This is a genomic window from Pseudomonas sp. KCJK9058 (assembly GCF_046230975.1).
Lineage (GTDB): Bacteria > Pseudomonadota > Gammaproteobacteria > Pseudomonadales > Pseudomonadaceae > Aquipseudomonas > Aquipseudomonas alloputida.
The window spans coordinates 28547-49607 of record NZ_JBJJLR010000004.1; the positions used below are offsets into that span (position 1 = coordinate 28547).

General features: G+C 62.9%; 18 protein-coding genes. 12 read left to right on the forward strand and 6 right to left on the reverse strand.

What is annotated here, in order from left to right:
* Positions 1-186 precede the first annotated feature (186 nt).
* The 7 genes from ACK59Z_RS04050 to ACK59Z_RS04080 all read left to right on the forward strand — a co-directional run bounded on the left by ACK59Z_RS04050 (position 187) and on the right by ACK59Z_RS04080 (position 8327).
* A complete protein-coding gene (locus ACK59Z_RS04050) occupies positions 187-1944 on the forward strand; it encodes a carbamoyltransferase (RefSeq protein ID WP_003249431.1) in 1758 nt (585 codons plus the stop codon).
* The gene (locus ACK59Z_RS04055; RefSeq protein WP_108191660.1) at positions 1928-3058 is read left to right on the forward strand and encodes a glycosyltransferase; all 1131 of its coding nucleotides are present in this window, start codon (positions 1928-1930) and stop codon (positions 3056-3058) included. Before ACK59Z_RS04050 ends, ACK59Z_RS04055 begins: the two co-directional genes overlap by 17 nt.
* On the forward strand, positions 3058-3954 hold the full coding sequence (locus ACK59Z_RS04060) for an antimicrobial resistance protein Mig-14 (RefSeq protein ID WP_108191659.1): 897 nt from the start codon (positions 3058-3060) through the stop codon (positions 3952-3954). The genes ACK59Z_RS04055 and ACK59Z_RS04060 overlap by 1 nt, the downstream gene beginning before the upstream one ends.
* Complete coding sequence (locus tag ACK59Z_RS04065) at positions 3951-5354, forward strand: PIG-L deacetylase family protein (protein WP_108191658.1); 1404 nt, start codon at positions 3951-3953, stop codon at positions 5352-5354. The genes ACK59Z_RS04060 and ACK59Z_RS04065 overlap by 4 nt, the downstream gene beginning before the upstream one ends.
* A 48-nt stretch (positions 5355-5402) precedes the next feature.
* Complete coding sequence (locus tag ACK59Z_RS04070) at positions 5403-6359, forward strand: glycosyltransferase (protein ID WP_003249439.1); 957 nt, start codon at positions 5403-5405, stop codon at positions 6357-6359.
* A gap of 65 nt (positions 6360-6424) precedes the next feature.
* Positions 6425-7198, forward strand: coding sequence for a glycosyltransferase family 2 protein (locus ACK59Z_RS04075; RefSeq protein ID WP_033725379.1), 774 nt, complete (start codon positions 6425-6427; stop codon positions 7196-7198).
* Positions 7199-7235: 37 nt separating this feature from the next.
* Complete coding sequence (locus ACK59Z_RS04080) at positions 7236-8327, forward strand: glycosyltransferase (protein ID WP_409292461.1); 1092 nt, start codon at positions 7236-7238, stop codon at positions 8325-8327.
* 3 nt (positions 8328-8330) lie between these two features.
* Here ACK59Z_RS04080 and ACK59Z_RS04085 read toward each other — a convergent pair whose 3' ends face one another.
* Positions 8331-8936 carry a hypothetical protein gene (locus ACK59Z_RS04085; protein WP_003249444.1) on the reverse strand — a complete coding sequence of 202 codons (606 nt, stop codon included), beginning with the start codon at positions 8934-8936 and terminating at the stop codon, positions 8331-8333.
* 100 nt (positions 8937-9036) lie between these two features.
* Between ACK59Z_RS04085 and ACK59Z_RS04090 the strand changes: the two genes are divergently transcribed.
* The 3 genes from ACK59Z_RS04090 (at position 9037) to hldE (ending at position 13588) form a co-directional block, all read left to right on the forward strand.
* Positions 9037-10212, forward strand: a complete 1176-nt coding sequence (locus ACK59Z_RS04090) for an O-antigen ligase (protein WP_004576601.1) — start codon at positions 9037-9039, stop codon at positions 10210-10212.
* Positions 10213-10227: 15 nt separating this feature from the next.
* Positions 10228-12036, forward strand: a complete 1809-nt coding sequence (gene msbA, locus ACK59Z_RS04095) for a lipid A export permease/ATP-binding protein MsbA (RefSeq protein ID WP_003249447.1) — start codon at positions 10228-10230, stop codon at positions 12034-12036.
* A 130-nt stretch (positions 12037-12166) separates the two neighbouring features.
* Entirely contained in the window at positions 12167-13588 is a 1422-nt protein-coding gene (gene hldE / locus ACK59Z_RS04100; RefSeq protein ID WP_003249449.1) for a bifunctional D-glycero-beta-D-manno-heptose-7-phosphate kinase/D-glycero-beta-D-manno-heptose 1-phosphate adenylyltransferase HldE, read from the forward strand.
* 81 nt (positions 13589-13669) lie between these two features.
* Here hldE and ACK59Z_RS04105 read toward each other — a convergent pair whose 3' ends face one another.
* From ACK59Z_RS04105 to ACK59Z_RS04120, 4 genes are all read right to left on the reverse strand, one after another.
* Positions 13670-14638 (reverse strand): metal ABC transporter ATPase, encoded by a 969-nt coding sequence (locus ACK59Z_RS04105; protein WP_409292463.1) that lies wholly within the window; start codon positions 14636-14638, stop codon positions 13670-13672.
* A 58-nt stretch (positions 14639-14696) separates the two neighbouring features.
* On the reverse strand, positions 14697-15509 hold the full coding sequence (locus ACK59Z_RS04110; RefSeq protein WP_003249454.1) for an aldo/keto reductase: 813 nt from the start codon (positions 15507-15509) through the stop codon (positions 14697-14699).
* A complete protein-coding gene (locus ACK59Z_RS04115; RefSeq protein ID WP_003249456.1) occupies positions 15506-16681 on the reverse strand; it encodes an FAD-binding oxidoreductase in 1176 nt (391 codons plus the stop codon). Before ACK59Z_RS04115 ends, ACK59Z_RS04110 begins: the two co-directional genes overlap by 4 nt.
* A gap of 88 nt (positions 16682-16769) precedes the next feature.
* Complete coding sequence (locus ACK59Z_RS04120; RefSeq protein ID WP_004577390.1) at positions 16770-17102, reverse strand: multidrug efflux SMR transporter; 333 nt, start codon at positions 17100-17102, stop codon at positions 16770-16772.
* Positions 17103-17188: 86 nt separating this feature from the next.
* Between ACK59Z_RS04120 and ACK59Z_RS04125 the strand changes: the two genes are divergently transcribed.
* The gene (locus ACK59Z_RS04125; protein WP_003249460.1) at positions 17189-18079 is read left to right on the forward strand and encodes a LysR family transcriptional regulator; all 891 of its coding nucleotides are present in this window, start codon (positions 17189-17191) and stop codon (positions 18077-18079) included.
* A gap of 11 nt (positions 18080-18090) precedes the next feature.
* Complete coding sequence (gene waaA / locus ACK59Z_RS04130; protein WP_003249462.1) at positions 18091-19362, forward strand: lipid IV(A) 3-deoxy-D-manno-octulosonic acid transferase; 1272 nt, start codon at positions 18091-18093, stop codon at positions 19360-19362.
* A gap of 114 nt (positions 19363-19476) precedes the next feature.
* On the opposite strand, the gene ACK59Z_RS04135 is transcribed toward waaA, so the two are convergent.
* Positions 19477-20910, reverse strand: coding sequence for a TolC family outer membrane protein (locus ACK59Z_RS04135; protein ID WP_003249472.1), 1434 nt, complete (start codon positions 20908-20910; stop codon positions 19477-19479).
* Positions 20911-21061: the final 151 nt, after the last annotated feature.

Consider the following 21061-nt stretch of genomic DNA (forward strand, 5'->3'; position numbering starts at 1 on the left):
AGGCGCGGGTTTACCCGCGAACACCGGCGACGCCGGTGCCATCCACCGCGTTGCCTGCTTCGCGGGTGAACCCGCTCCTACAAGGGGGCGGTGTGCCTCCAATGTTTGCGTTATAATCCCGCCCTTTAGCCGCCATCCGCCCAAGAGGCCGCTGGCGCATTTTTACCGAATGAAGAGGCTAATCCCTTGGCATTGACGATTCTTGGCCTGTCCGGCGCCCTTAGCCATGACCCTTCCGCGGCCCTGTACATTGACGGCAAGCTGATTGCCGCCGCCGAAGAAGAGCGCTTCGTGCGTGACAAGCATGCGAAGAACCGCATGCCCTACGAGTCGGCGAAGTTCTGCCTGGAACAGGCAGGCATCAAGCCGTCCGACGTCGACGTGGTAGCCATCCCGTTCGCCCCGATCAGCCTGTTCGGCAAGGCGCGGTGGCACTATGCCAAGCGCTATTGGTACGCCCCGGATCGTGCGCTCGATGCCATCCTGATGGGCAACCGTCGCTACAAGCGCTATCGCAAGAAGATCGTCTGGTGCCTGGAGCAACTGGGCTTCGACCCGAAAAAGGTCAAGATCGAGCCGGTCGAGCACCACCTGGCCCACGCTTCCAGTGCTTATCATTGCTCGGGCTTCAAGGAAAAAACCGCAATCCTCGGCATTGACGGCAAGGGCGAGTACGCCACCACCTTCTTTGGCTACGGCGAAAACGGCAAGATCCACAAGATCAAGGAATTCTTCGACCCGGACTCGCTGGGTGGCCTTTACGGTGCCATCACCGAGTTCCTGGGCTTCGAAATGCTCGATGGCGAGTTCAAGGTAATGGGCATGGCGCCGTATGGCGACGCCAGCAAGTATGATTTCTCGCGTCTGGCCAGCTTCGAAAACGGCGAGTTGGTCATCAACACCGAGTACGCCAACGTTATCGGCCTGCGCCGTTACAAAGAGAAGGGCAAGGGCTTCTACTTCTCGCCAAAGCTGATCGAATGGCTGGGCCCCAAGCGCGAAGGCGACATCGCCGACGAGCCGTACATCCATTACGCCGCCAGCATGCAGGCGCTGTTCGAGAAACTGGCGCTGCAGATGATCGACCATTACCTGGGCGACACCCTGCGTGAAACCGGCAAGCTGGCCTTCGCCGGCGGCTGTGCGCTGAACGTCAAGCTCAACCAGAAGATCATCGCCCGTCCGGACGTGAAAGAGCTGTTCGTTCAGCCGGCTTCCGGCGACGCCGGGACTGCCGTTGGCGCCGCTGCCTATGTGTCCCACGCCCGTGGCGTTCCGGTCGAGAAGATGGAACACGTCTACCTCGGCCCGTCGTACTCCAACGAAGACGTGATCGCCGCCTGCGCCCGTCACCCGAACCAGCCAAAGTGGCGCAAACTCGAGAACATGCCGCAGCAGATCGCCCAGATCATGGTCGATGGCAACCCGGTTGCCTGGTTCCAGGGCCGCATGGAGTTCGGGCCGCGTGCCCTGGGTGGCCGATCGATCATCGGCTGCCCAAGCGTGGAAGGCGTGGCTGACCGCATCAACCACCAGATCAAGTTCCGCGAACGCTGGAGACCTTTCTGCCCGTCGATGCTCGACACTGTCGCCCCGCAGATGATCAAGGTCGACCATCCCGCGCCGTTCATGACCTTCACCTTCGAAGTTGCTGAAGAGTGGAAAACCCGCGTGCCGGAAGTGGTGCACGAGGACGGCACTTCGCGTGCCCAGGTGCTCAAGCGCGAGTACAACCCGCGCTACTACGACATGATGAAGGCACTGGAAGACCTGACGGGCAACGGCGTGTCGCTGAACACCTCGCTGAACCGTCGTGGTGAACCGATGATCTGCTCGCCGACCGATGCCCTGAACATGTTCTTCGGCTCGGACCTGCAGTACCTGATCATGGAAGACATCCTGGTTGTGAAGGACGGCGCGGCCCCGTATGACCAGCCGCTCTGAACCGCGCATCCTGCAGTTCTGCCATGGCTATGACGGGCCGTTCCTGGACTGCGCCCGTCAGTACGCCAGCCTGTTTCAGGGGCGTGGGTACCGGGTGACTACGGTGTTCCTCACCGGCGCCGCCGACGCGCAGGTGGCGGCTGGCTGTGCGTCGGACGAGGTGCTGTTCCTTGAGTTCAGCTCCAAGGCCGTGCGTGGCCTGAAACTCGGCGCCATCCGCGCATTGCGGCGCATTGCGGCCGAGCGCAATTTCGCTTTCTGCATCGCCCATCGCTTCAAGCCGATCTACGTTGCCCTGCTGGGGACCGGCCTGCCGGTGATTGGTGTGCACCATGCCTTTGGCGACTACCAGCGCAAAGGCCGCCGCCTGTTCGCGAACCTGTTCGGCAAGCGTCTGAGCCTGCTGGGTGTTTCGGACGCGGTACGTGACGATATGCGCCGTTGCTTGCCGCAGTGGCCGGCCGAACGCATCCAGACCCTTTACAACCGCATCGACATCGACGCCCTGCAAGCAGCCCTGGTGCCGCGCGCTGACGCACGCCAGGCCTTGGGCCTGGATGCTCAGGCGTGGATCGTCGGCAATGTCGGGCGCCTGCACCCTGATAAGGATCAGGCCACCCTGTTGCGCGGTTTTGCCCAGGCATTGCCGGGGCTGCCGGCTGGCGCCCGCCTGGCAATCCTCGGCAAGGGGCGCCTGGAGGCCAAGCTCAAGGCGTTGGCCGCCGAACTTGGTATTGCCGGGCAAGTCGACTTTCTTGGCCAGGTACCGGATGCGCGCCGTTATTTCCAGGCGTTCGACGTGTTCGCGTTGAGTTCCGATCACGAGCCGTTCGGCATGGTCCTGCTCGAAGCGATGGTTGCCGGTGTACCGGTGTTGGCCACGGCCTGTGGCGGTGCCCGCGAAGTGGTCGAGGGCGTTGGCGTGCTGTTCCCGCTGGGCGACGCCGCGCAGCTGGCTCAGGGCCTGAAGCACATGGCCGTACTGGACGCTGAGCAGCGCCAGGCCTGTGCCAGGCACATGCTGCAGCGCCTGCGTGAGCGTTTCTCTGACCAGGCGGTGCGCGAGGCCTTCTGGCAACTCTCACAGGTGCGCGCGTTGGTGGGGCAGGCCTGATGCTCAATCGTATCCAGGCCTTCCGCGAACGCGGTTGGCAAGCTATCGATGCCAAGGCTTATGCCCAGGCGTGGGCGCGCTTTGGCGGCAGTGTTGCCACCCATCCGCTGGTGGTCGAGCAACTGGCGGACCTGGCACAGATCCCGGTGCGTTACCTGGGCTGGCACCAGGCTGGCGAGCTGAAAGCCGCCATCCCGGCCTGGGGGCGTCATCTGGCGCTGTCCAAGGACGTGCTGAAGCGTGCTGGCAAGAAGGCCCTGTTCGACCTCGGTAATGCCGAGATCATTCTGCCGGCGGCGTCTGATGCCGCTGCGCCGTTGCGCCATACAATGCGTTACCTGTCCGAACTGAACCAGGGCCGCTTCAGCGGCCTGAAGGCGCAGAAGGAGCAGTTGGCCATGGCCCGGGCGCCTGAAGACCTGTCGAAGAAGTTCCGCTACAACCAGCGCCGTGAACTTCGCCTGTTGGAAGAAGCGGGTGGTGTGGTACGCCCGATCAGCGACTTCAGTGCTCAGGAAATCGCCAGCATGTACTGCGACCTGTTCCTGCGCCGCTGGGGGTTCCCTGCCACCGGTGCCGAGCGTATGGCCGATGTGCTGGACCGCTTGCGCGAGCTGCTGATCGGCTCGGTGCTGCTGCTGGACGGTAAACCGATTGCCATCCAGCTGGTGTACCGCGTCGAAGCACCGGAATGGATTAGCGTCGAGTACATCAATGGCGGCGTCGACCCTGAAACCAAGGCCTTCAGCCCAGGCAGCGTGCTGAGCTTCCTTAATACCCAGGCCGCCTGGGAAGATGCCCGGGCGCGCAACAAGCCGCTGCGGTTCTCGTTCGGCCGTGCTGATCGTGAGTACAAGGACCGCTGGTGCAACCCTGTGCCGGTGTATCAAGCGTGAGCCGCAAGCAGCAGTTGCTCAAGCGCCACCGGCGCAACAAACGCCTAGGGCTGCTGGCGGGCCTGGTTGCGCTGGTCGCCCTCGGTGTATTCAGCTGGTGGTGGTTGCCACTGCTGTTGTTGCCGCTGCTCTGGGCTGCCCATGAGGCCTGGTTTGCCGACCACCTGTTCTACGCACCGGGTGAGGACTATGCCTACGACTTCGGCGATCAGGTGCGGCAGGTTCCTGCCAGCCTGCACGATGGCTGGCTCAAGGCTGATTGCACGTTGCAGGGCAACGAAACCCTGGTGCTTGAGCTGCGGCTAAAGAGCAGCTGGTTGGGGCGCTTTCTCGACCCTCGGGTCGAGCTGCTGGCTGGCGAACAGGCCGATCGGCAAACGTTCGAGCGTGGCGTCGATGGGGTGCGCTTCCTTAACCTGACCGGCCTTGCTGCGCCACTGCAGGCCGGTACGTTGCGACTGCGCGGCCGGCATTGCCGGCTGCAGGGTCAGCTGCGTCTGTGGATAACCCCCTCGGTCGAGCTGCAGCGGCGCCGAGTGATGGTGATCGCGCCACATGCCGACGACGCCGAGTTGGCCGCGTATGGTTTGTACAGCCAGGCCGACGAAAGCTGGGTGGTGACCCTGACCGCCGGTGAGATAGAGGCCGAGCACTACCAGCAGATGGGCCTGGCAAAGGCCGAGGCCGCGCGGTTGAAGGGGCGCCTGCGTGCCTGGGACAGCATCGCCGTGCCGCGTTGGGCCGGGGTGCCGGAGTCGCATTGCATACAGCTGGGCTACTTTTGCCTGCAGCTGCCTGCCATGCAGGCCGCCCCCGACCAGCCAGCGGCCTCACGTGAAGCCGACCTGGCCGATATCCGCGTGTTCCGCCAGTTCAACCCGTTCCCGTTACCGGGCGACCGTGATGGCGCACCCACCTGGCACAACCTGCTGGCCGACCTGCGAGCCTTGCTGGAACGGGCCAAGCCAGAGGTGCTGGTGATGCCGCACCCGCAGCTAGACCCCCATCCGGACCATATCTGCGCTCAGGCGGCGGTGCTGGAAGCCTTGCAAGGTATGGCCTGGCAGCCACAAACCTTGCTGTGCTACGCCAACCACCTGCACGATAACGACCGCTGGCCGATGGGCGACAGTGGCGATGGCGTGGCTTTGCCGCCGCAATTGAGCGCTGCCCAGGCCTGGGCGCCCTGCAGCCTGGTGCTGGACTGCGCGACCCAGCGCGACAAGGCCATGGCCCTGGGCATGATGCACGACCTGCAGCCGCCGGCACCGTTCAAGCGCCGCCTGCGCCGTCTGCTGCAACGCTGGCTTGCCGGGCGACAGCCATCGCCTTATGGGGAGAACGAATTCTTCCGCAAGGCCGTGCGCCGACACGAACTGTTCTGGCGGCGTGAGCTGTAAGCACGCCCCATGGTTGACCGCGAAGGCGCAGAGCGCCCAAGGAAAGCAATGAAAGTCCTATTTCTGGTGCAGAAGGAACAGCGGGCGATTCTTGACCGCCTGTACGATGGCGTCGCGGCCAACTGCGAGTGCGACCTGCGCTGGCTGACCAGCCAGGATCAGCGCAACCTGCGCCGTTACTTCAAGCGTGAAGTGCAGGTCGAGCGTTATGACCGCATCGTGTTCTTCCTGCGTTTCAAGCAGGAGATCCGTCAGGTGGCCTTCATCCGCACTGTGCCGAACCTGGTGATTCTCGAGCACGACGCCTACCAGAACTACATCCCGTGCAAGTACACCGGCAAGTTCAGCGCTCATTACCGTCAGTTGCCATGGGCACGGGTGATCAGCTCCGGCTACATGGTCAGCGAGCGCTTGCGCCAGGAAGGTTTTGACGCGGTGTTCGTGCCCAAGGGCTATGACGAGCAGTTGCTGGCCGACCAAGGGCGAGAGCGTGATATCGAACTGGCCTTTGTCGGCAGCGTCAACAGCGTGGCCTACAGTGGCCGCAAGGCACTGCTGGACGAGTTGGGGCAGGTCGAGAACCTGCTGGTAACCCGTACCAAGTCGGGTGAGGACTACTGCAACACGCTCAACCGTATTCGTTTCTTCGTCAGTGCCGATGTCGGCATGGGCGAGTACATGATCAAGAACTTCGAAGCCATGGCCTGTGGCTGTGTGTTGCTGGCATACGACCAGGGCGAGGAAGAGAACCGTGCGCTGGGCCTGCAAGACATGCACAACGTGGTGTTCTATGACAACATCCCGACCCTTCAGGAAAAACTCCGTCGCTTGCGCGCCAACCCCGAGCTAGCACGGCAGATTGCAGAAAATGGCCGCCATCTGGCGGTTTCCCGTTTTAGTTTCGGCGCAGTTGGACGTAGCATCGTCGACCACATGCGCCCTGCGCTCAGGCCCCATCCGCCACTGTCTGCGTGGCAGCGGCTGCGTCTGAAGCTGGGCATCTAAATAAGAGCTTTCACGCCCAGGAGCGGGTTGTTGAAGGCCGACAGTCGTAATGCGGAGGGAATCCGGTGCGCTTTTCAAATGAGAGTGACGTCACGCTTGTCGTGACCAGTTGTGGGCGGTTCGATCTGCTCAAAGACACCCTTGAGAGTTTCGATCGCTACAACACCGCGCCCATTCGCGAGGTATTCATCACCGAAGACTCTGGCGACGATGCTGTGCATGCCGCTGTGCCGGCGCACTGGAAGCCGTACTGCAAGGTGTTCGTCAACCGGCCCAAACTTGGCCAGTTGCCGTCTATCGACCTGGCTTACAGCCAGGTCAAGACGCCGTACATTTTTCACTGCGAAGACGACTGGCAATTCTATCGCCAAGGCTTTGTCGAAGACTCGCAGGCCATCCTGGATGTCAGTCCCAACATCTTGCAGGTGTGGTTGCGCAGCCATGCCCACGACCTGGCCATCCACAGCCCGTACATCCACTTGGGCGATCGCCAGGTGATCGCTGGGGTGCCGTGCTATCCGCTGCTGTCCGACAAGGCCGAGTGGCAGGCGTTCTCGCTCAACCCTGGGCTGCGCCGATTGAGCGATTACCAGCGCTGTGCGCCATTTGCCGCCTATGCTGGAGAAAAGGCGCTTTCCCGCCGCTACGCTGAGTTAAATCTGACAGCGGTCACCTTGGAGGGTGACGCAGTATTGCACACTGGATTCGGCAATCACGTGACCTTGCCCATTGAAGTGGAGCGTAAGGCCAAGCGTCGTCAGCGTGATCGGTTGAAGCTGGCATTGACGCTGGTTGCGGGGGCCTTGATCGGCATGGGAATCACCATTTTTGTTCAATGAAGTCGCTGTCCCACCTGACTTGAGCGGGAGAGGGCCCATGAACATCGTCAATATGATGTGGGCGGGTGGAACGCCGTACATGTCCATCCACAAGGTGCACCGGCAGGTCTTGTCGAACGCGGGTGCCGATGCCCGGATCAGTAACTGGCTGCTGCTGGGGAGCGGGCTCTGCTGTGGGCTCGGTTCGACCCGGGAATGGCATATGCCCTCACGTGCGCTCAAAGGGCGGCACTTGTGGCGCTTGCTGCGCCCGTGGCTGCGTATGCGCTTGCGCAAGGCATTGGCCGAGGCCGGGGCAGAAGTGGTGCTGCTCGATGGTATTGGCGTCGCCCGGTTGGTGCTGCCGTTGTTGCAGCGCATCGGGCACGTACGTGCCAAGGTCCTGTTCCATGGCAAGACGCGTCTGCATGCCAGCGATATCCGCTTGTTGCAGAGTTTTCCGTCCGAGCGTCTGAGTATCGCGGCGGTATCACAGACGTTGGCCGAGTCGCTGGAGCGTGACCTGGGCAGGCCGGTGCAGACGCTGCGCATGGCGCTCGACCCGCTTGCATTCGTCGAGCCTTTGCTGAACCGGGACCAGGCCAGGCAGGCGCTGAAGTTGCCTCAGGGCGCCGAGGTGATGCTGGGTGCGGTAGGGCGATTGGTAGAGAGCAAAGGCTTCGAAATGCTGATCGAGGCATTCGCCAGGGCCAGTGCACGGCAACCGGGCTTGCAGCTGGCGATCATTGGCGAGGGGCCGCAGCATGCCGTGCTGCAGCAGCGTATCGACGCGTTGGGCCTGGCCGAGCGCGTTCATCTGCGCGGTCACCGCGAAGACCTGCAGCAGCTGTATCGGGCATTCGACTGGCTATTGGTACCTTCGCGTTCCGAAGGCCTGGGGCTTGTGGTGCAAGAGGCGGTGATGGCCGACGTACCGGTGGTGTGCAGCGACCTGGAGGTGTTCCGCGAGCAGTTGCGCGACACGGGTGGCTACCTGCCGGTTGCCGACGAAAGCGCCTGGGCTGAGGCGATCGAGCGCTGTGCGGTGCTCAGTGCATCGACGATCGCCGCGAAGCAGCGCCAGGCACTGGCACCGGAGCAGGCCTGGCAGGCGTTCTGCAGCGGCTCGCAGAGCCTGTTGCGCAGTTGACGCTCAGCGTGTCAGCAAGGCTGCCTCGAAGGCGGCAAGGGGGAACCGGTCGCCCAGGTTTTCCCGCTCGATATAGCGCACCATGTGCTGCACATTGCGTCGAATCATGCGGGCTGACAGTGGCGGGCGCAGAAAGCGCATGTCGGCCACGTCGATCAAGCCCAGACGCTGGTCGGGGGTGACCACCACGTTGCCCAAGTGCAGCGAGCGGAAATAAACGCCGCTGCGGTGCAACTGGCGGATCAGTTCGATCAGGCGTGGCAGGTACGTGTCCCAGCTGAAGCCGTCATCGCGCGACATCTGCAGCAGCGTCCGCCCAGGTAGCGGGCGATACAGCACCGCAGTGCGGCCCGGCAGGTCGAGCTTGTGCTGGCTGATCACTTCGAGGGTAGGGATGCCCAGTTGCGCCAGGCGCGCGGCGTTATCGACGAAACGCTGCGAGTAAGGACGTAGCAGTGCAGATGAAATCAGCCGCTTCCTACGAAAAACCTTGAGGAAATTTCCATCTGTGAGCAGGTAGACTTTGGCGCCATGGCTGTCTGCCTCAAGCACCTGTGCGCCGAGTGTCAGCTGATCGAAGTCGACCTGGGTGAGCCGGGAGCATTGCATGAATAGAGCCTTGTCGTCTGGCGATCAAAATGACCGGCAATAATGCCGAAAATAATGCTGTAGCACCATGGATGGTGTTTCTGATTCATCGGGGGAAAGGATGTTGTATCAAAAAAACTGGGCACAAGCGTGGTTAGGTTTGGGCCTGGTCTGGTTCCTGGCGGCGATTGCCCTGGCACCCAGCAACAAGGTTTATCAGCAAGGTCTGGTGTTGTTCTTATGGCTGCCAACGCTGGTATTGGCTTGGTCGGCCCGAGGTGTGCTGGTGCAAGCCTGGAGGCGGCAACCGGCACTGTGGGGGAGTGTGCTGCTTCTGTTGGCCTGGAGCGGCCTGAGCCTGGCATGGTCGCCCGCCGAGGAGCCCATGCGCGAGCTCAAGCGCTTGCTCTACATCCTGGTGTTCCTGCTGGCGTTTCCGCTGTTGGCCCAGCTTGGCCAAGCCCGCATTCGTCAGTTATTGCTGCTTGGCAGCGCGCTGCTGGCCATCGCTGCGTTAGTCTCCATCATCAAGTTCTATGGGGTGCAGCGTGCGCCTCTGCTGTTCAGGCTGGCGGGTATCGGCGAAATATCCCACCCCATCCTGGGGGCCTATGTCATTGGTTCGGCTGTGCTCTTGATGCTCTACGAGCCACCTCGGCGGCGTGGCTTGCAGGTGTTGTGGCTGGCGGCACTGGCTTGCCTGGGGGCCTTCGCCATGCTCAGCCAGAGCCGTGGTGCGGTTCTGGCACTGGTGATTACCGTGGTGATGGCGCCGTTGTGGTTCCGTGACCGCCACAGCCGGGTGTTCTCTGTTCTGGCACTGCTTGCCACCGGCCTGGCCTTTTTGGCCGTGTACGACGTTATCGCCCAACGGGGCTCGTCCTACCGGCCGGAAATTTTCCATGCCGTGGTCCAGATGATAGCCGCGCACCCTTGGACTGGTCTTGGTCTGGGGGCTGCTTACGAAGTGAGCGCCGTCGGCATGCACTTCGATCACACCCACAACATGTTCACCCATGTTGCCGTTGAGATGGGCTTGCCCGGCATGTTGCTGTGGGTAATGGTGTGGCTGTTCACGCTGGGCGAAATCGTGCGCGCCCGTGGCACCCTGCTCGGCAAGGTCCTGCTGGGCTTCTGGGTCTACTCGACCCTGGCCATGCAGTTCGATGCCGCCAGCCTCACCGGTACGCCACGTGCCGAATGGTTCATCAGCTGGCTGCCGGTGGGCCTTGCCATGTTGCTGCCATGGGGGCGTGCCGAAAATGACGCCTGTGGTAAAATTGCCGGTTCAACCTGAACAGCGAGCTCGATAATGGCCGAAACACCGCGACCAGCGGAGCACACCTCCAGCCTGAAGATCTACTTCCGGCTGTTGAGCTATGTGAAACCCTATGTCGGCATTTTCCTGCTGAGCATTGTCGGTTTCGTGATCTTTGCCTCGACCCAGCCAATGCTGGCCGGCATTCTCAAGTACTTCGTCGATGGGCTGAGCAACCCCGAAGCGGTATTGTTCCCCAACGTCCCCTACCTGCGTGACCTGCAATTGCTGCAGGCGGTGCCGCTGCTGATCATCCTGATCGCTGCGTGGCAGGGCCTGGGCTCGTTCCTCGGCAACTACTTCCTGGCCAAGGTCTCTCTGAGCCTGGTGCATGACCTGCGGGTGGCGTTGTTCAACAAGCTGTTGGTGTTGCCCAACCGCTACTTCGACAACCACAACTCCGGGCACCTGATTTCGCGCATTACCTTCAATGTGACCATGGTCACCGGCGCCGCTACCGACGCCATCAAGGTGGTAATCCGCGAAGGCCTGACCGTGGTGTTCCTGTTTGCCTACCTGCTTTGGATGAACTGGCACCTGACCCTGGTGATGGTCGCCATCTTGCCGGTGATCGCGGTTATGGTCAGCATCGCCAGCAAGAAATTCCGCAAGCAGAGCAAGAAGATCCAGGTAGCCATGGGCGACGTCACCCACGTTGCCTCGGAAACCATCCAGGGTTACCGCGTGGTCCGTAGCTTCGGTGGCGAGGCTTACGAACAGCAGCGATTCGGCCAGGCCAGCCAGAGCAACACCGACAAGCAACTGCGCATGACCAAGACCGGCTCGCTGTACACGCCGATGCTTCAGCTGGTGATCTACAGCGCCATGGCTGCGCTGATGTTCCTGGTACTGTTCCTGCGCGGTGAGTCCACTGCCGGTGACCTGGTGGCTTATATCACTGCTGCCGGCCTGCTGCCCAAGCCGATTCGCCAGTTGTCGGAAGTCAGCTCGACCATCCAGAAGGGCCTGGCAGGTGCCGAAAGCATCTTCGAGCAGCTGGACGAAGCGCCTGAAGTGGACACTGGTACGGTCGAGAAGGAACGCGTGGAAGGGCGCCTGGAAGTGCGCAACCTGAGCTTCACTTACCCGGGTACCGAGCGTGAAGTGTTGAGCGACATCAGTTTTGTCGCCGAGCCCGGGCAGATGATCGCCCTGGTCGGCCGCTCCGGCAGTGGCAAGTCTACCCTGGCGGCCCTGATTCCACGCTTCTATCACCACGACAAGGGGCAGATCCTGCTCGATGGCGTGGAGATCGAGCACTATCGCCTGCGCAACCTGCGTCGCCATGTTTCGCAAGTCACCCAGCATGTCACCTTGTTCAACGACACCGTGGCCAACAACATCGCGTATGGCGATCTGGCCGGCGCGCCGCGCGCAGACATCGAAGCCGCCGCGGCCGATGCCTATGCCAAGGAATTCGTCGACCGGCTGCCAAAGGGCTTCGATACCGAAGTGGGTGAGAACGGTGTACTGCTTTCCGGGGGCCAGCGCCAGCGCCTGGCAATTGCCCGTGCGCTGCTTAAAAACGCGCCGTTGCTGATCCTCGACGAAGCGACTTCGGCGTTGGATACCGAGTCCGAGCGGCATATCCAGGCCGCCCTGGACCACGTGATGCAAGGCCGTACCACGTTGGTGATTGCCCATCGCCTGTCGACCATCGAGAAGGCTGACCAGATCCTGGTGATGGACCAGGGCCGCTTGGTCGAGCGCGGTACTCACACCGAGCTACTTGCGGCTAATGGCCATTATGCCCGTCTGCATGCCATGGGGCTGGATGAGCCGGCCAAGGCCGATATCACCTGAACCCTCCTTGATCGGGGCCGTTATGGCCCCGATTGTCACGGGAATTTTCCAGGGATGATCTGGCCATAAAGCCATTGACTACCCTGTGCTAATATCCTGCCCCTGTTCATTATTTCCATATGGGTTGCCCATGAAGTTGTCCATGCCGCGTTTCGATCAAGCCCCGGTACTGGTGGTCGGCGATGTCATGCTCGACCGCTACTGGCATGGCGGTACTTCGCGTATTTCGCCTGAAGCGCCAGTCCCGGTGGTCAAGGTCGATCAAATCGAGGATCGCCCCGGCGGCGCGGCCAACGTTGCCTTGAACATTGCTGCGCTGGGCGCGCCGGCTTCGCTGATCGGCGTCACCGGCCAGGATGAGGCTGCTGACAGCCTGGCCAACAGCCTGCAGGCTGCCGGTGTCCGTTCGGTATTCCAGCGCATCGCGCACCAGCCGACTATCGTCAAGCTGCGGGTCATGAGCCGTCACCAGCAGCTGCTGCGTATCGATTTCGAAGAGCCGTTCGCCACCGACCCACTGTCGCTGGGCGCGGAGGTCGACAGCCTGCTCGAAGGCGTCAAGGTGCTGGTCCTGTCCGACTACGGCAAAGGTGCATTGAAGAACCACCAAAACCTGATCCAGGCGGCGCGGGCCAAGGGCATTCCGGTGCTGGCCGACCCCAAGGGCAAGGACTTTTCCATCTACCGTGGCGCCAGCCTGATTACCCCGAACCTCAGCGAGTTCGAGACCATCGTTGGCCGTTGCGTCGATGAGGCCGAACTGGTCGCCAAGGGCTTGCAGTTGCTGCAGGACCTGGACCTGGGCGCCCTGCTGGTCACACGCGGCGAGCATGGCATGACCCTGCTGCGCGTTGGTCAGCCTGCGTTGCACCTGCCTGCACGGGCACGCGAGGTGTTCGATGTGACCGGTGCCGGCGATACTGTCATCTCCACCCTTGCCGCAGCCATTGCCGCGGGTGAGGACCTGCCCCATGCGGTGGCCCTGGCCAATCTGGCGGCGGGCATTGTGGTCGGCAAGCTGGGTACGGCTGCCATCAGCGCCCCTGAGCTGCGCCGGGCCATCCAGCGTGAGGAAGGCTCCGAACGCGGCGTGCTGGGCCTTGAGCAACTGCTGCTGGCCATTGATGACGCGCGGGCGCACAACGAGAAGATCGTCTTTACCAATGGCTGCTTCGACATCCTGCATGCCGGGCATGTCACCTACCTGGAACAGGCGCGGGCTCAGGGTGATCGCCTGATCGTTGCGGTAAACGACGATGCTTCGGTCAGCCGCCTGAAAGGGCCGGGCCGGCCGATCAACAGCGTTGACCGGCGTATGGCCGTGCTGGCCGGTTTGGGCGCGGTGGACTGGGTGATCAGTTTCCCGGAAGGCACCCCGGAAAACCTGCTGAGCCAGGTCAAGCCGGATGTGTTGGTCAAGGGTGGAGACTATGGCATCGACCAAGTGGTTGGCGCTGATATCGTCAAGGGCTATGGCGGCACCGTGAAGGTGCTGGGGCTGGTCGAGAACAGCTCGACCACGGCGATTGTCGAGAAAATTCGCAAGAACTGATCTGACCTTGGGGCCGTTGCGGCGGCCCTCGGCTGGGGCGGGTTTACCCGCCCCAGCAAGCAGGCGAAAGCTCCCGGGATGTCACTTGTTCAGCGAGGTCCGCGCCCGCTCCAGCAGCGCTCGCGCCTTGTCGCCAAACCGTTGCAAGTGCGACGCCCTTGCGGGCTTGCTTTCCACCAACCCCTGCTGCTTCACCCAATCCTTCCAGCGTACCCGTTCATCTGCCACCACCCAGCCTTCCTGCCGGGCAAAACTTTCTGCCAGGTACAGCCCACGCGTACTCGCCGGCACCAGCTCATCCTTTTTCAGCGTGTACAGCTCTGCCAGTGGCTGGCCGTCCTTCAATGGCATCAGGTACAGGTCGGGGCGTTTGCGGTTGAGCCGCGCCACCAGTTGGTCGCCCTCCAGCCGCTCGTCAACGTGGAACAAGCTGAGTTTCTTGGCGTCCCGGGGCACTTGCAGGCGCATGTCATAGATCAGCTGTAGCGAAGCGGTGGGCAGGTGCACATAGGCCCGTGGGCGCTCCAGGAGCATCAGCTTGCCGCAATGCACCGGGCGTGCGGCACCGGACTCCGGAGCCAGCACGAAGTGGGGTGTTTCGCGGTAGTGCAGGGCGGCGGCGTAGGGGATGGGCAGCCAGGTGTCGTTGAAGCGCCCGCCCAGCCAACCTTCCGGGGTTTCCAGCAGGCACTCCTCGGCCACTTCCTGTACGGCCGTGTGCAGCGGCAGGTTCAGCTCCTGCGCCGGTACATAACCGGAAATCAGTTTCAGTACCACATCGCCACGGTCTTGTCGGCGCTGACGCACCAGTACCCAGTAATCGCGGCTCTGCCAATGCAGCGTGAGGCGCACTGACACGCCCAGGTTGGCCAGTTCGACCACGAAGTGTTGTGTATCGGGTAACTGGATGGCCTTGCGCCGTTGCTGGGTCTGGGCAAAGTTCAGCGGCATGCCGATGCTTTGGTAAATCAAGCCTTCGGGCGTGGCCTCGACATGCAGTGGCAGTGTCTTGAAGTTGCTCGGGTTCTTGCGGATCAGCGTTCGCGCCACGAGGCTCCTCCTTGCGTCGGGTCAGTCTCCAGTCCCTGAATCGGGAGCCTGAGGTAACTCAATGCTGGCCCAGGATACGGGCGACGGTGGCCACGTTATGGGCCAGGTGCAACGGGTTGATGGTGCCGACAATAGCACTGCTGACACCCGGGTGGGCGAACAGCAGCTCGAAGCTGGCCTGCACCGGGTCGACGCCCGGGGCCAGGCAGATATGCCCGCTCGCCAAGGCCTTCTTTACCAGGATGGCCTTGCCGTGTTCGGCAGCGTAGTCCAGCACCGGGCGTTCTGCCTGTTCGTTGAGGTTGTAGGTGACCATGGCGCAGTCGCCTTGCTCCAGTGCCTTCAGGCCGCCGGCGACGGTCTTGCCGGACAGCCCGAAACCGAGGATCTTGCCCTCCTGCTTGAGTTCGGCCAGGGTCTGGTAGACCTCCTGCTGTTCGAGGATGGCCAGGTCGTTGCCGTCGGAATGCACCAGCACCAGTTCGATGCGGTCGGTTTCGAGCCGGCGCAGGCTTCGCTCCACCGAGCGGCGGGTGTGGGCAGCGCTGAAGTCGAAATGCGACAGGCCTTCCTCGAACTCTTCACCGACCTTGCTGACGATTACCCATTCATCACGTTGGCCGCGCAGCAGCGGGCCCAGGCGTTCTTCGCTACGGCCGTAGGCCGGGGCGGTGTCGATCAGGTTGATGCCAAGCTCGCGGGCCTGGGCCAGTAACAGGCGGGCTTCCTCATCGCCGGGGATCGTGAAGCCAGTGGGGTACTTCACGCCCTGATCGCGGCCCAGCTTGACCGTGCCGAGGCCCAGTGGAGAGACCGTGAGGCCGGTGCTGCCCAGCGGGCGATGGAATGCGTGCAGGGTTGGCAGGCTCATGGCAGCAACTGCTCCCAGGCCGGTACGCTCAGTGGAGGGCGTGGGAGGTCGGCCAGGTCGGCCTGTGCTTGTGGACGAATGCCGTCGCGCTCCAGGTGGCTGATTACCCGGTCGCTGAAGTCCGGTGCCAGTGCCAGTTTGGTTGGCCAGCCCACCAGCAGGCGCTGCTGGTCGGCAAGGAAGGCGTTGTCCGGGCGTGCCAGGCCGGATTGTGCAGGCTCAGCGCGGTCGACGCGCAGTGTGGCCCAGCGCACCAGGCTCTGATCGACCCAGGGCAGCAGGTTGGCGATTTCCTTCTGCGCTGCAGCAATCTGCGCTGCAGGCTCGCGCGCCACGCCATCGGCTTCGGCCAGGTCCCCACCGAGGTACCAGACCCACTGGCCATCGGCTGCCGGATGGGTGGTCACCGTTACCCGCGGCTTGGGCCCGCCGCCGAGGCAGTGGGCGTACAAAGGTTTCAGGTTCGGGCCCTTGGCCATGACCATGTGCAGCGGGCGGGTTTGCATGGCCGGCTGATCCAGGCCCAGCGCCTGCAGCAAGCCTTCGGTGCCGGCTCCGGCACTCAATACGATGCGCTGGGCACGGATTTCCCGGTCGTCCACGCGCAGGCCGACCAACGCATTACCTTCACGCAAGGGTTCGATGCGTTCACCTGCCAGCAAGGACTCGCCGGCCAGCTCGGCCAGGTTGGCCAGCAAGCTCGGGACATCGATCACCAGTTCCGCCAGGCGATACACCTTGCCCTTGAACGCGCGGTCCTGCAGTGCCGGTGGCAGCTGGTCACCCTTGACCTGGTCGACCCGGCCGCGCACGGCCTTGCTGGCGAAGAAGCTTGTGAGGTTGCCGGCCAAGGTGCCCGGCGACCACAGGTAGTGGGCATCGGAGAGCAGGCGGGTACGCCCGAGGTCGAGTTCGCCGTTGCCGGCCAAGGCCTCGCGCCAGCGGCGCGGCATGTCGGCGATGGCTTCCGAGGCACCGGTCAGGGCGCCGTGCAGGGCGTATTTGGTGCCGCCGTGGATGATGCCCTGCGACTTGATGGTCTGCTCGCCGCCAAGGCTGGCGCGCTCCACCAGCACTGTCGAGTAGCCCAGGCGGCGCAGGCGGGCATTGAGCCAAAGGCCTGCGACCCCGGCGCCGACGATCAGCACGTCAGTGGAAATGGCAGATGGCATGGCGGTACCTCGAAGACTGGGACAGCTGGCAAGTATACAGGCTATACCTGAGATGGCCCTATCGTCGGCGAACCCCGCACACGGGCTCTCAATGCCCAGCGGTCTTCGAGAACAGCTGAATCACCACCACACCACCCACGATCATGGCCATGCCAAGCATTGCCGGCATATCCAGCTTCTGCCCATAGATCACCAGCGCCGCCACACTGATCAGCACAATCCCCAGGCCCGACCAGATGGCGTAGGCAATCCCCACCGGAATGCTGCGGACTACCAGCGTCAGCATCCAGAACGCAATGCCATAGCCAACCACCATCAGCAGCAGTGGCAACGGCGTGCTCAGGCCTTTCACCGCTTTCATCGAGGCGGTGGCGATGACTTCGGCGCAGATGGCAATGGCGAGGTAGGTGTAGGCATTCATGGCGGGATCCTCCGTTACTGAGCGGGCATTCTAGACGTTGCCTGGATGGGGTAAAGTCATTACCTATCAATGTGGGAGATAGGTTGATGGCCGAGCAGTGGAACCTTGAACAATTGCGTACCTTTTTGCGCGTTGCAGAACTGCGCTCGTTCTCCGCGGTGGCACGTGAGCAGCACAAAGCCCAGTCGGCGATCAGCAGTGCCATCGCGCTGCTCGAAACCGACCTAGGGGTCACCCTGTTCGAGCGCAGCAGCGGCCGGCAACCGAAATTGACTGAAAACGGCAGCGCCTTGCTGGAAGACGCCCGCGAATTGTTACGCCAGTGCGAACGCCTGGATGGCCGCGCCCTGGCCCTGATGCGCGGGCAGGAGGCCTTGCTGCGGGTCGCGCAGGACGAAGCCATGCCGTATCAGCCGGTGATCGACAGCCTCGACGAACTGGCTAGTCGCTACCCGTTCCTGGAGGTGCAACTGGCCAGCGGAGCCCAGGGCGATGTGGCGCGCAAGCTGGTGGAGCGGCGCGCCGATCTGGGCCTGTTCTTCCTCCACGAAAGCATCCCGGCTTCCTTGGAGCGCCGTGCCTTGGGCAGCGTGGAGATGGTCACGGTGTGCGCGGTCGGCCACCCGCTGGCGGGCGAAGGCCGGGTCACCCGCCAACAATTGGCCCGCCACCGGCAGTTGCTGATCACGCCACAACAAAGCGGTTACCCCGGCGGCGAGGCGATCAGCCCGCAGGTATGGCGTGCCGACAGTTTCTACGCCATGGCCGAACTGCTGATGCGCGGCCTGGGCTGGGCCTGGTTACCCCGGCATGTGGTGCAGTACCCGACCTACCAGGCGCACATGGTCGAACTGGACAGCGACTGGCGGCCGCCGGCCTTGGTGGCAGAGCTGGCCTGGCGCCGCGATGAACCTCTGGGCCCGGCCGCGCAGTGGCTGGCCGAGCGCTTTGCAGTGCACCTTCGCGCGATCGGGTAGACTTAGCCGCCATGAACAGAACTCTCTATACCTTGCTGTTTCACCTGGGCCTGCCGCTGGTTGCGCTGCGCCTGTACCTGCGCGCGCGCAAGGCGCCGGCCTATGGCCAGCGCATCGGCGAGCGCTTTGCTTTCAAGCTGCCGGCCATGCGCCAGGGTGGTATCTGGGTGCATGCGGTATCGGTGGGCGAGAGCATTGCCGCCGCACCCATGGTGCGTGCCTTGCTCAAGGCTTACCCGGAGCTGCCGATCACACTGACCTGCATGACCCCTACCGGCTCTGAACGCATTCGCGCCCTGTTCGCTAACGAACCACGCGTGCAGCATTGCTACCTGCCCTACGACCTGCCTTGGGCGGCGGGGCGTTTTCTCGATCATGTGCAGCCTAAGCTGGGCATCATCATGGAAACCGAGCTTTGGCCCAACCACATTCACCAGTGTGCCAGGCGCGGAATTCCGGTGGCGCTGGCCAATGCGCGCTTGTCCGAGCGCTCGGCCCGTGGCTATGGGCGCTTTGCCAGGCTTACCCGGCCAATGCTGGCCGAGATGAGCCTGATTGCCGTGCAGACCGAAACCGAGGCCCAGCGCTTCCGTGACCTGGGTGCACGCCCTGAGCGCGTGCAAGTCACCGGTTCGATCAAGTTCGACCTGACGATCGACGAACAGCTGCTGCCGCGCGCCAGGGCATTGCGTGAACAGTGGGGGGGCGGCCAGCGCCCTGTGTGGATCGCCGCCAGCACCCATGAAGGGGAAGATGCCTTGATCCTGCAGGCGCATCGGCAGTTGTTGCAGGTGCATGGCGATGCCTTGCTGATCCTGGTGCCGCGCCACCCCGAGCGCTTCAATGCAGTGCATGCGCTGTGCAGCGAGCAGTTCACCACCGTACGCCGCTCTGCCGGCACGCTGGTCGATGCGCAAACGCGGGTATTGCTGGGCGACACCATGGGCGAACTGCTGTTCCTGTATGCCCTGGCCGACATTGCCTTCGTCGGTGGCAGCCTGGTGCCGACCGGTGGGCACAATCCGTTGGAGCCTGCGGCGCTGGCCTTGCCGGTGCTCATGGGGCCGCATGTGTTCAACTTCCTCGAAATCAGCGCGATGCTGCGCGAGGCGGGTGCGTTGCAGCAGGTGGATGATGCTGACGGGCTGGCCGGTGCGGTGCGCCGTCTGGTGGAACTGCCGCAGGACGCCCAGCGCATGGGCGAGGCGGGCAGGGCGGTGATGCGGGCCAATCAGGGGGCGCTGCAGCGATTGCTCGAGGGGCTGGGGGCGCTTATCCGCTGATTTTTGCATTGGCTCCTTCGCGGTCTCGCCCGCTCCCACAGGATGGATGCATGGCTCGAGGGCTGCGCTATCCCTGTGGGAGCGGGCGAGCCCGCGAATGGTCCAGCCCCTACCTCAAGGCCTGCGCTCGAAGTTCTTGGCCGCTGCTGCCGCCAGGTCCGGTGGCAGGAAGTCCTTGTCCGGGTTGTAGTCAGGTTTCAGGTAGCGCTTCAGGTCCTGCAGGTCTTGCGGGCTCAGGGTGCCGGCTGCCTGCTTCAGGCTCAGGTTGTCGAGGATGTAGTCGTAACGGCTATTGTTGTAGTCGCGCACCGAGGTGTACAGCTGGCGCTGGGCATCAAGCACGTCGACGATGTTGCGGGTACCGACCTGGTAGCCGATTTCGGTGGCTTCCAGCGCGCTCTGGTTGGAAATGATCGACTGCTTGCGCGCCTGTACCTGTTCCACATCGGTGTTCACTGCGCGGTGCAGGTTGCGGGTGTTTTCCACGACCTGGCGGCGCAGGCTTTCACGCTGTTGCTCGCTCTGGCTCAGGCGCTGGTAAGCCTCGCGTACCTGCGAGCTGGTCAGGCCGCCGCTGTAGATCGGTATGTTCAGTTGCAGGCCAACGCTGGTCTGCTCGACGTCGCCGCTGTAGCGCACCCCCAGTTGCGATGGGTTGGTGAAGCCAAGGCTGTCGTTGTCACCCTTCTGGTACTTGGCCACGGCGTCCAGTGTCGGTGCATGCCCAGCCTTGCGCTGACGCAGGGTCTCTTCTGCGGCAGAAACCGCGTAGTTGGTGGCCAGCAGGTTGAGGTTCTGGCGCCCGGCGGTTTCGACCCAGGCTTTGGCATCGTTGGGCGTTGGCACTTGTACCGGCAGGCTATGCACCACGCCCTGGATAGAGGTGTACTCACGGTTGGTCAGGGTTACCAGGGCCTCGAAGGCATCCTGCACCTGGCGTTCGGCGATGATCCGGTTGGCCCGTGCAGTGTCATAACTGGCTTGGGATTGCAGCACGTCGGTCTTGTCCGAAAGGCCCACGTCGAAACGCTCGTTGGACTGATCCAGCTGGCGCTTGAAGGCCGCTTCTTCTGCCTTGGTGGCGGCCAGGTTGTCCTGGGCGCGGAGGACGGCGAAGTAGTTTTGCGCGGTTTGCAGGATCAGGTTTTGCTCGGTCGCCGACAGCTCCAGTGCTGCCTGTTCGTTGACTGCTTCGGCGGCTTGCAACTGGAACCAGCGATCAGCGCGGAAGATCGGCTGAGCCAGGGTCGCGCTCCAGGCGTTGCCGCTGCGATTGGACGTCATGGACGGCTCGTCCAGCTTGGTGCGGGTGTTCATCATCTCGGCACCGGCCGACAGGTTTGGCAGCAACCCGGCGCGGGCCTGCGGCACCACTTCGCGGCGTGCCCCGTAATCGGCGCGTGCTGCAGCCAGGTCAGCGTTGTTGTCCACTGCTTCCTGGTAGACGCTGACCAGGTCGGTTTTGACTGTCGAAGGCACGTCCGCTGCCCAGACCACTCCGTTGGACGCACAAGACACGGCTATCGCCAGTGAGAGTTTGCGCAGCATAGAGGCAATCCTTGTACGAAATTTAATTACTGAACTGTTGAGTATCGAGCGATGGGCCAGTGTAGTGCCATGCGCACCCGGCAACAATCGCTCGGTGTGCCTTTCATCATCCGCGCATTTACCTGCTTGGCTTTGCTGACCACTCCAGTCT